Source organism: Streptomyces sp. NPDC055025 (assembly GCF_053608565.1).
Map to the genome: position 1 here is coordinate 1 of NZ_JBSGVS010000128.1, position 9,729 is coordinate 9,729.

At 72.2% G+C, this 9,729-nt stretch carries 7 protein-coding genes and 1 pseudogene; 6 read left to right on the forward strand and 2 right to left on the reverse strand.

Features of this window, described 5'->3' with window-relative positions; translation table 11 throughout:
• Positions 1–333: pseudogene (locus ACWGDX_RS38755) on the reverse strand (hypothetical protein); the annotation flags it as partial.
• A gap of 61 nt (positions 334–394) precedes the next feature.
• Positions 395–1,756 (reverse strand): SWIM zinc finger family protein, encoded by a 1,362-nt coding sequence (locus ACWGDX_RS38760; protein WP_453633443.1) that lies wholly within the window; start codon positions 1,754–1,756, stop codon positions 395–397.
• Between the two features lie 150 nt (positions 1,757–1,906).
• Between ACWGDX_RS38760 and ACWGDX_RS38765 the strand changes: the two genes are divergently transcribed.
• The 6 genes from ACWGDX_RS38765 to sucD all read left to right on the forward strand — a co-directional run bounded on the left by ACWGDX_RS38765 (position 1,907) and on the right by sucD (position 9,605).
• Entirely contained in the window at positions 1,907–2,356 is a 450-nt protein-coding gene (locus ACWGDX_RS38765) for a hypothetical protein (RefSeq protein ID WP_453633445.1), read from the forward strand.
• Between the two features lie 130 nt (positions 2,357–2,486).
• Positions 2,487–3,608: an ATP-binding protein gene (locus tag ACWGDX_RS38770; protein ID WP_453633447.1), complete on the forward strand. Its 1,122-nt coding sequence runs from the start codon at positions 2,487–2,489 to the stop codon at positions 3,606–3,608.
• Positions 3,605–6,073 carry a DUF5682 family protein gene (locus tag ACWGDX_RS38775; RefSeq protein WP_453633449.1) on the forward strand — a complete coding sequence of 823 codons (2,469 nt, stop codon included), beginning with the start codon at positions 3,605–3,607 and terminating at the stop codon, positions 6,071–6,073. Before ACWGDX_RS38770 ends, ACWGDX_RS38775 begins: the two co-directional genes overlap by 4 nt.
• A complete protein-coding gene (locus ACWGDX_RS38780; protein WP_453633451.1) occupies positions 6,070–7,293 on the forward strand; it encodes a VWA domain-containing protein in 1,224 nt (407 codons plus the stop codon). Before ACWGDX_RS38775 ends, ACWGDX_RS38780 begins: the two co-directional genes overlap by 4 nt.
• Positions 7,294–7,498: 205 nt before the next feature.
• Positions 7,499–8,674 (forward strand): ADP-forming succinate--CoA ligase subunit beta, encoded by a 1,176-nt coding sequence (gene sucC / locus ACWGDX_RS38785; RefSeq protein ID WP_453633453.1) that lies wholly within the window; start codon positions 7,499–7,501, stop codon positions 8,672–8,674.
• A gap of 46 nt (positions 8,675–8,720) precedes the next feature.
• The gene (gene sucD, locus ACWGDX_RS38790; protein WP_363084601.1) at positions 8,721–9,605 is read left to right on the forward strand and encodes a succinate--CoA ligase subunit alpha; all 885 of its coding nucleotides are present in this window, start codon (positions 8,721–8,723) and stop codon (positions 9,603–9,605) included.
• The last annotated feature ends 124 nt before the right edge of the window (positions 9,606–9,729 follow it).

Here is a 9,729-nt window from a genome sequence, read left to right on the forward strand (position 1 = left end):
GGCTACGCCTTCGGTGCCATGGACGAGCGTCTCAAGAAGACCCTCGCGACGATCGCCCGGCAGAACGAAGCGGCAGACAAGATCCACCGTGACGGTGTGCAGCGCGGCGGCGTCCAGCAGGGCGGCGGGCGCGTCCTGGCCGGGCGCCATGATCTCCGCGGGCGGGGTGCGGCGGTCCGTACCGAGCAGGGCCGCGGTGACCAGCCCTTCCCAGGCGGTCGTGCCCCCGCGCGCACCAGTAGGGCCGGTGGTGCCGCTCGTACCAGTGGGGCTGTTGGTGTCGGTGGCGCTGCTCGTGCCGGTGGCGCTGTTGGTGTCGGTGGTGCTCGTCATCGGGTCCTCCGTACATGCGTCGGGTCCTCCGAAGGTGCGCGGGCGGCACCGCGCGCGGCGGTCAGGTGAGCGGGACGGTCCCCGGTATGTCCTCGGCCCAGGCCGCGAGCGGATGGAAACCGCGGTGGCCGCACTCGCCGAAGACCGTCACGGGCGCACCGCCGGAGACCGCGGCCAGCTTCCAGAGCCCGGGACGCCCCAGAGCCGCCGGTGCCACGGGCAGAGCGGATCCGCCGTCGGCGTCGGCCAGTTGCCAGCCACCGCCCGCCTCGGGCACGGGTACCGGGATGACATCCCGCAGGGTCACCGGCCAGGCGTCGAGCCACGGGTCGTCCCGCAGCGCCGCGCCGTACGCCTCGATCGCCGCTGCCGTGGATCCGCCGGGCGGCGGCTCCTGGATCGGGCCCGGGACACCGAACTGGCGCCCCCAGTCGGCCCTCAGCTGTCCCGCGCCCGCGTGCGGGGTGACCTCGGCGTCGATCACCAGGCCCACCGGCAGTCCCAGCTCCGGGGACCGGCCCGCCGCCCCGAAGGAGAGCAGCAGCGCCGAGCGGCCCGAGTCCCGTCCGTACAGCCGGATCCGACGGGTGATCAGCTTGCCGTCCGAGGAGTCGTACTGGGCCAGGACCAGCCAGTGGTCCCTGACCGGGGCGCCCCCGAGGGGCGACGGGAGGCCGACCCGGGTACGGACCGTGGTCGCCAGCGGCTCCGGCAGCCGGTCGAGCCGCTGCCATCCCGCGTTCAGCAGATGCAGGAGCGCGGACTCCTCCAGCAGCCGCACCGGCCAGCCGGCCCCCGAGCCCGGGATCGCCCCCAACTCCCGGACCCGGCCCGCCAGTCCCGGAGCCTGTGCGTCGACCATCCGGGCCGCCGTCTCCTCCCACAGCCCGTAACCCGACTGCTCCGCCGCGGCCAGCCCGCCGCGCAGCAGATCCGTCAGCCGCTGCTCCAGCTCCGTCGTCCCCGCCGTGATCCGCGCGGCCCTGCGCTCCGCCCTGCGCCGCGCGGCCTCCGGATCGGCCGCCTTCCCCGGCGCGCTCCCGCCCGCCGTGCCGTCCGCCGTCTTCTTCCCGTCCCGCTCTCTGCGCCCTTCGAGCCACTCCGCGGCCCAGTCGGGTGCCTCCGACCGCCCCACGGTCTCCTCGTCGGCCGCCCAGAGCAGCAGCAGTCCGAGCGCGTGCTTGCACGGGAACTTCCGGCTGGGGCAACTGCACCTGTACGCCGGTCCCGTGGTGTCCACCACCGTCTGGTACGGCTTGCCGCCGCTGCCCTTGCACAGCCCCCAGACGGACCCCGCGGCGCTCGCTCCCGCGCCCGACCACGGTCCGGCCGTGCCCAGTCTGTTCCCCGCCTTGCGCGACGCGTCGTCAGGAGCCAGGGCCAGCACCTGTTCCGTCGTCCAGCGCACCCCCGTCGGATTCATGGACACGACGTTAGGACCCACCACTGACAATCGCCCCGACCTGCGATTTCACGGACGTTGCCGGGCTCTTGCGCCGCTCTCGCCCTGCCCTTTGCGGTTCCTTTACGCTTGTGTAAGAGCGACATAAGCGAAGACTCGGGGGGATCACAGATGAGCGGCACCACGCGCACAGCCCGTACCACCACCCGCACCACCCGCACGGTCAGGGCCGCCCTCGGCGCCCTCGCAGTCACCGGTCTGACGCTGGGACTGAGCGCCTGCTCCGAGACCGTCGACCAGGTGGACAAGGCCTTCAACGAGACCTACGAGGTCACCTACGAGGTCACGGGCAAGGGTGTCGACACGATCGAGTTCCACGGCGGCGGGGGCAAGGCCATGGAGCCCGAGATCGAGACGGTCGAACGGCCCACGCTGCCATGGAGGAAGACGGTCACACTCCGGGGCATCATGCCGCCCGCCGTCATGCCGACCGCCGTGGACATCACCGGCGCCGAGGTCACCTGCAAGATCATCTACAAGGGCGAGGTCATCAAGGAGGAGACGGGCGGGGGCCTGGCCACCGTGGGCGGCTGCATCGCGATCTCGCCGATCGGCGACTGAACTCCCGCCCTCCGCACGCCCGCCCTCCACACGGCCGTCCGCCGGGCCCCGGTCCGCGCGGACGGCCGATTGTCAGTGGCGTGGTGCACCGTGGAATCCACATCCGGTCGATCGATCTGGAGGGGGATCCATGACCGTGCCCGAAACCACCGCCGCCACCGCGACCACGGGGAGCGAGGCGCTCCGTCCGCACGCCGAGGACGCGTTCGCCGACGAGCTGACGGCCCTGGCCGCGGCGGACGACCGGCAGCGGCCCGTGCGCTGGCGGCTGTCGCCCTGGGCCGTGGCCACCTATCTGCTCGGGGGCACGCTGCCCGACGGCACGGTGATCACACCGAAGTACGTGGGACCGCGCCGGATCGTGGAGGTCGCGGTCACCACGCTCGCCACCGACCGGGCACTGCTGCTCCTCGGTGTGCCGGGCACCGCCAAGACCTGGGTCTCCGAACATCTCGCGGCGGCCGTCAGCGGTGACTCGACGCTGCTGGTGCAGGGCACGGCGGGCACACCGGAGGAGGCGATCCGGTACGGCTGGAACTACGCGCGCTTGCTCGCCCACGGCCCCAGCCGCGACGCGCTGGTTCCCAGCCCGGTGATGCGGGCCATGTCCGAGGGCATGACCGCGCGGGTCGAGGAGCTGACCCGTATCCCCGCCGATGTGCAGGACTCGCTCATCACGATCCTGTCCGAGAAGACGCTGCCGGTCCCCGAGCTGGGGCAGGAGGTGCAGGCGGTGCGCGGCTTCAATCTGATCGCCACGGCCAACGACCGCGACCGCGGGGTGAACGACCTCTCCAGCGCGCTGCGCCGCCGTTTCAACACCGTCGTCCTGCCGCTGCCCGCCACACCGGAGGCGGAGGTCGACATCGTCTCCCGGCGCGTCGATCAGATAGGGCGCTCGCTCGACCTGCCGGCCGGACCCGAGGGCATCGACGAGATCCGCCGGGTCGTGACGGTCTTCCGTGAGCTGCGCGACGGTGTGACGACCGACGGCCGTACGAAGCTCAAGTCCCCTTCGGGGACGCTCTCCACGGCCGAGGCCATCTCCGTCGTCACCAATGGCCTGGCACTCGCCTCCCACTTCGGCGACGGCGTGCTGCGCCCCGGTGATGTGGCGGCCGGCATCCTCGGCGCGGTCGTCCGCGACCCGGCGGCGGACCGCGTGGTGTGGCAGGAGTATGTCGAGACCGTGGTCCGCGAGCGCGACGGCTGGAAGGACTTCTACCGCGCCTGCCGCGAGGTGAGCGCGTGACGGCGGCGCGGGCGGCGGCCGGGGGCCCCGGGCGCGCGCCGCTGCTGCTCGGGGTCCGGCACCACGGGCCGGGGTCCGCGCGGGCGGTGCGGCGTGCGCTCGACGCGGCGGCGCCGCGCGTGGTGCTGGTCGAAGGACCGCCCGAGGGCGACGCGTTGCTGGCGCTCGCGGGGGACGAGGCGATGCGACCGCCGGTCGCGCTGCTCGCGCACGCGGTGGACGATCCCGGACGGGCCGCGTTCTGGCCGCTGGCCGAGTTCTCACCCGAGTGGGTCGCGATCCGCTGGGCGCTGGCCCATGACGTACCGGTGCGGTTCATCGATCTCCCCGCGGCGCACTCGCTGGCGCGGGCCGCGGAGGACAGCTCCGAGGACGAGCCCGGTGGCGGCCCGGAGCCCGACGCCGACGGACTGCGCGTCGACCCGCTCGCCGTTCTCGCCGAGGCCGCCGGGTACGACGATCCCGAGCGCTGGTGGGAGGACGCCGTCGAGCATCAGGGGCAGGGCAGCCGTTCCGACGGCCCCTTCGCGCCGTTCGAGGCGGTCGCCGAGGCCATGGGCGCGCTGCGCGAGGAGTACGGCTCCGGCGGGCACCGGCGTGATCTCGTCCGCGAGGCCCATATGCGTATCCAGCTGCGCGCGGCCCGCAAGGAGTTCGCCGACGCGGACATCGCCGTCGTCTGCGGTGCCTGGCATGTGCCCGCGCTGGCGGGGAGGACCACCCTGGCCGCCGACCGCGCCCTGCTGAAGGGCCTGCCCAAGGTGAGGACCGAGGTGACATGGGTGCCCTGGACCCACCGCAGGCTCGCCCGGCACAGCGGCTACGGCGCGGGGATCGACTCTCCGGGCTGGTACGGACATCTCTTCGCCGTGCCCGACCGTCCCGTGGAGCGGTGGCTCACCAAGGTGGCGGGTCTGCTGCGGGAGGAGGACCGCATCGTCTCCTCCGCCCATGTCATCGAGGCGGTACGGCTCGCCGAGACCCTCGCCGTGATGCGCGGCCGCCCGCTGGCCGGTCTCAGCGAGACGACCGACGCCGTACGGGCCGTGATGTGCGAGGGGTCGGACATTCCGCTCGGGCTCATCCAGGACCGGCTCGTCGTCGGGGATGTGCTCGGTGAGGTCCCCGGCACGGCGCCCGCCGTGCCGTTGCAGCGCGATCTCACCAGGCTCCAGCGCTCGCTGCGGCTCAAGCCGGAGGCGCTGGAGCGCGAAATGGACCTCGATCTGCGCAAGGAGACGGACACGGCGCGCAGCAGACTGCTGCACCGGCTGCGGCTGCTGGGCATCGACTGGGGCGAGCCCGCCGCGGGGCGGGGGAGCACCGGCACCTTCCGGGAGAGCTGGCGGCTGCGCTGGGAGCCCGAGCTGTACGTACGGGTCGCGGAGGCGGGCGTGTGGGGCACCACCGTGCTCGCCGCCGCCACCGCCAGGGCCGAGTCCCAGGCCGTGTCCGCGGCATCGCTCGCCGAGGTCACGGCCCTGGCCGAGCGCTGTCTGCTGGCCGGACTGCCCGATGCCCTGCCCCTGGTGATGCGGGCCCTGGCCGACCGCGCCGCGCTGGACGCCGATGTCGGCCATCTCGCCCAGGCGCTGCCCGCGCTCGCCCGCTCGCTGCGGTACGGGGACGTGCGGTCCACCGACACCGCCGCGCTCGGGGACGTGGCGGCCGGGCTCGCCGAGCGGATCTGTGTGGGTCTGCCGCCCGCCTGCGCCGGGCTCGACGCGGACGGCGCCGCCGAGATGCGCAAGCACCTCGACGGCGTGCACACGGCGATCGGCCTGCTCCCGGACGCCCGTGGCGACGGCCGCGAGCGCGACCGTACCCCCGCCCCTGCCCCCGCCCCTGTTCCCGCCCACGCCCACGCTCCCGCCCACACCAAGGGCCGGGATCTCGCCGGGCGCTGGGGAACCGTCCTGCGCAAGCTCGCGGAGCGGGACACCGTGGCGGGGGTGATCAGGGGACGGGCGGCCCGGCTGCTGCTGGACGACGGGCGGCTCGCCGAGGACGACGGCGCACGGCTCATGGGGCTCGCCCTGTCGCCCGGCACCCCGCCGGCCGACGCCGCCGCCTGGATCGAGGGTTTCGTCGGCGGCGCGTCGGGCGGCGGCATGCTCCTGATCCACGACGAACGGCTGCTCGGGCTGGTCGACGGCTGGCTGACCGGGGTGCCGGCCGACGCCTTCACCGATGTGCTCCCGCTGCTGCGCCGTACGTTCTCGGCGTACGAGCCGGGAGTACGGCGCACGCTGGGCGAGCTGGTCCGGCGCGGCCCCGCCGGCGGGGGGCCGGCGGAGTCCGGGTCCGGTGCCGTCGCGCCCGGCTTCGGCCCGGGGCTCGACGGGACGCGGGCCGATGCCGTGCTCCCGGTCCTCCGCCTGCTGCTGGGGCCCGCTGGCGCCACCGGCCCCGGCGTCGGCCCCGGTCCTGACCACGACCACGACCTCTCGGAGGTGACGGGATGACCGGGAACGGGACGGCCGGGGACGGCGCGGCCGAGGACGGGACGGCCGGGGACGGCGCGGCGGACGAGCGGCTGCGCCGCTGGCGCATGGTGCTCGGCGGGGAGAGCGCCGACGGGACGGGCCGCGCGCTCTCCGGCAAGGACGCGGCGATGGACGGCGCGCTGTCGGCCCTCTACGGCTCGGGCAAGGAGCGTGGCGGCGGCACCGCCCGCTCCGCCGGGCTCGGCGCCTCCGCGCCCTCCGTCGCCCGCTGGCTCGGGGACATCCGTACGTACTTCCCCAGCACCGTCGTCCAGGTCATGCAGCGGGACGCGATCGACCGGCTCGGTCTCTCCGCGCTGCTGCTCGAACCGGAGATGCTGGAGGCGGTCGAGGCGGACGTCCATCTCGTCGGCACTCTGCTCTCGCTCAACAAGGTCATGCCCGAGACGACCAGGGAGACCGCCCGCGCGGTGGTGCGCAAGGTGGTCCAGGACATCGAGAAACGGCTGGCGACCCGCACCAGGGCCACCCTGACCGGGGCGCTCGACCGGTCCGCGCGGATCAGCAGGCCGCGCCACCGGGACATCGACTGGGACCGTACGATCCGGGCCAACCTCAAGAACTACCTCCCCGAACACGGCACCGTCGTCCCGGAGCGGCTGATCGGCTACGGCAGGGCCACGCGGTCCGTGCGGAAGGAAGTCGTCCTCTGTATCGACCAGTCCGGCTCGATGGCCGCGTCCGTCGTCTACGCCTCGGTCTTCGGCGCGGTCCTGGCGTCGATGCGTTCGATCGCCACCCGGCTCGTCGTCTTCGACACGGCCGTCGCCGATCTCACGGACCAGCTCGACGACCCCGTCGACGTCCTCTTCGGCACCCAGCTCGGCGGCGGCACGGACATCAACCGCGCGCTCGCCTACTGCCAGTCGCGGATCACCAGGCCCGCCGACACCGTGGTCGTCCTGATCAGCGATCTCTACGAGGGCGGCATACGCGACGGGATGCTCAAGAGGGTCGCGGCCATGAAGGCCTCGGGCGTCCAGTTCGTGGCGCTGCTCGCGCTGTCCGACGAGGGAGCCCCGGCGTACGATCGGGAGCATGCCGCGGCCCTCGCCGCCCTGGGCGCACCGGCGTTCGCCTGCACGCCGGACCTCTTTCCGGAGGTGATGGCGGCGGCGATCGAGAAGCGCCCGATCCCCGTGCCGGACAGCGATCTGCCGGGTACGAGACTCATGTGACAGGTATCACCGCTCAGGTGTGATCTGCGATTTAGGGACCCACGGCCCTCGGGGATAACCTGCGAGACGGACATGCCGCGTACCGGACAGCGAGTACGCCTTCCTCAGTGACAGCGCAGTCACGTTGCCCTTCGCGGCACGCCCACGCAGACAACGAACCCGCGATCACCAGGCTGCGGTTTAAAAGACAAAGGGACGGACACGCGTGGACCTGTTCGAGTACCAGGCGAGGGACCTCTTCGCCAAGCACGGTGTACCGGTGCTGGCCGGTGAAGTCATCACGACGCCTGAAGCGGCTCGCGAGGTGACCGAGCGTCTTGGCGGCAAGGCCGTTGTCAAGGCGCAGGTCAAGGTCGGCGGCCGGGGCAAGGCGGGCGGCGTGAAGCTGGCCGCCGACCCGGCGGACGCCGTCGAGAAGGCCGGTCAGATTCTGGGCATGGACATCAAGGGCCACACGGTCCACCGGGTGATGCTGGCCGAGACGGCCGACATCGCGGAGGAGTACTACGTCTCCTTCCTGCTGGACCGCACCAACCGCACCTTCCTCGCCATGGCCTCCGTCGAGGGTGGTGTGGAGATCGAGGTCGTCGCCGAGGAGAACCCCGACGCGCTCGCCAAGGTCCCGGTCGACGCCAACGAGGGCTGCACCCCGGAGAAGGCCGCCGAGATCGTCGCCGCCGCGAAGTTCCCGGCCGAGATCGCCGACCAGGTCGCCGACGTGCTCCAGAAGCTGTGGACCGTCTTCATCGAGGAGGACGCGCTCCTCGTCGAGGTGAACCCGCTGATCAAGTCCGGCGACAACAAGATCATCGCACTGGACGGCAAGGTCTCGCTCGACGAGAACGCCGACTTCCGCCAGCCCGAGCACGCGGCTCTTGAGGACAAGGCCGCCGCCAACCCGCTGGAAGCCGCCGCCAAGGCCAAGAACCTCAACTACGTCAAGCTCGACGGCGAGGTCGGCATCATCGGCAACGGCGCGGGTCTGGTCATGTCGACCCTGGACGTCGTCGCGTACGCCGGTGAGGCGCACAGCGGTGTGAAGCCCGCCAACTTCCTCGACATCGGCGGCGGCGCCTCCGCCGAGGTCATGGCGAACGGGCTGGAGATCATCCTCGGCGACCCGGACGTCAAGTCCGTCTTCGTCAATGTCTTCGGTGGCATCACCGCGTGCGACGAGGTCGCCAACGGCATCGTCCAGGCCCTGGAACTGCTCAGGTCCAAGGGCGAGGAGGTCACGAAGCCGCTGGTCGTGCGGCTCGACGGCAACAACGCGGAGCTGGGTCGCAAGATCCTGTCCGACGCCAACCACCCGCTCGTGCAGCGCGTGGACACCATGGACGGGGCGGCCGACAAGGCCGCCGAGCTTGCCGCGGCACGCTGACCTCGCGCGTCTCCGACACGACATAAGGACCAGGAACTCCAACACCATGGCTATCTTCCTCACCAAGGAAAGCAAGGTCATCGTCCAGGGGATGACCGGCGCCACCGGCATGAAGCACACCAGGCTCATGCTCGCCGACGGCACCAACATCGTCGGCGGTGTGAACCCGCGTAAGGCGGGCACGTCCGTCGACTTCGACGGGACCTCCGTACCCGTCTTCGGCTCCGTGGCCGAGGCCATCGAGAAGACCGGCGCCGATGTCTCCGTCGTCTTCGTGCCCCCGGCCTTCGCCAAGGCGGCCGTCGTCGAGGCGATCGACGCCGAGATCGGTCTCGCCGTCGTGATCACCGAGGGCATCGCGGTCCATGACTCCGCCGCCTTCTGGGCGTACGCGAGCAGCAAGGGCAACAAGACGCGCATCATCGGTCCGAACTGCCCCGGTCTGATCACCCCCGGTCAGTCCAACGCCGGCATCATCCCGGGCGACATCACCAAGCCCGGCCGTATCGGTCTGGTGTCCAAGTCCGGCACGCTGACCTACCAGATGATGTACGAGCTGCGCGATCTCGGCTTCTCGTCGGCCGTCGGCATCGGTGGCGACCCGGTCATCGGTACGACCCACATCGACGCGCTCGCCGCGTTCGAGGCCGACCCCGACACCGATCTGATCGTGATGATCGGTGAGATCGGCGGTGACGCCGAGGAGCGCGCGGCCGACTTCATCGCGAAGAACGTCACCAAGCCGGTCGTCGGCTATGTGGCGGGCTTCACCGCGCCCGAGGGCAAGACCATGGGCCACGCAGGCGCCATCGTCTCCGGCTCCTCCGGCACGGCGCAGGCGAAGAAGGAGGCCCTGGAGGCCGCGGGCGTGAAGGTCGGCAAGACGCCGACCGAGACGGCCGGGCTGGCCCGCGCCATTCTGGCCGGCTGACCCTTCCGCACGACCGCACCGCACGACCGCAGGACCGCACGGCTTTTTGTACGGTGTACGGCACGACCCGTGCAGGGTCACTCGTACGGCACCACGCGCGTGGGCCCGCACCCCGAGTCAGGGG

Coding starts and splice junctions, on each gene's coding strand:
- ACWGDX_RS38760 (WP_453633443.1), bottom strand. CDS start 1,756: ATGAATCCGACGGGGGTGCGCTGGACGACGGAACAGGTGCTGGCCCTG.
- ACWGDX_RS38765 (WP_453633445.1), top strand. CDS start 1,907: ATGAGCGGCACCACGCGCACAGCCCGTACCACCACCCGCACCACCCGC.
- ACWGDX_RS38770 (WP_453633447.1), top strand. CDS start 2,487: ATGACCGTGCCCGAAACCACCGCCGCCACCGCGACCACGGGGAGCGAG.
- ACWGDX_RS38780 (WP_453633451.1), top strand. CDS start 6,070: ATGACCGGGAACGGGACGGCCGGGGACGGCGCGGCCGAGGACGGGACG.
- sucD (WP_363084601.1), top strand. CDS start 8,721: ATGGCTATCTTCCTCACCAAGGAAAGCAAGGTCATCGTCCAGGGGATG.